The sequence below is a fragment of the Rhizobium sp. SVR5-9E genome (assembly GCF_056755095.1).
On sequence record NZ_JBNDHS010000565.1, the window covers coordinates 1 to 251 of the forward strand.

The 251-nt window shown below is 41.4% G+C and carries 1 protein-coding gene; it reads left to right on the forward strand.

The window, feature by feature from the left end:
- Positions 1-251: AAA family ATPase (locus tag ACPYOJ_RS36085; RefSeq protein WP_481420492.1), on the forward strand; the 251-nt coding region annotated here is incomplete at both ends.

Here is a 251-nt window from a genome sequence, read left to right on the forward strand (position 1 = left end):
CGATGAAGCAGATGCTATTTTTGGGAAACGCACCAATGTAAGAGATGCGCATGATAAATACGCCAATCAGGAGGTTTCTTATCTGTTACAGCGGATAGAGACGTTTTCCGGGCTTATTATTCTGGCATCCAATTTCAAAAATAATATGGACAAAGCCTTTACGCGACGCTTTCACAGCTGCATACAATTTAATAATCCCAAGCAAGAGGAGCGTCTGCGTATCTGGCAACATAATTTACCCGAACAATTAC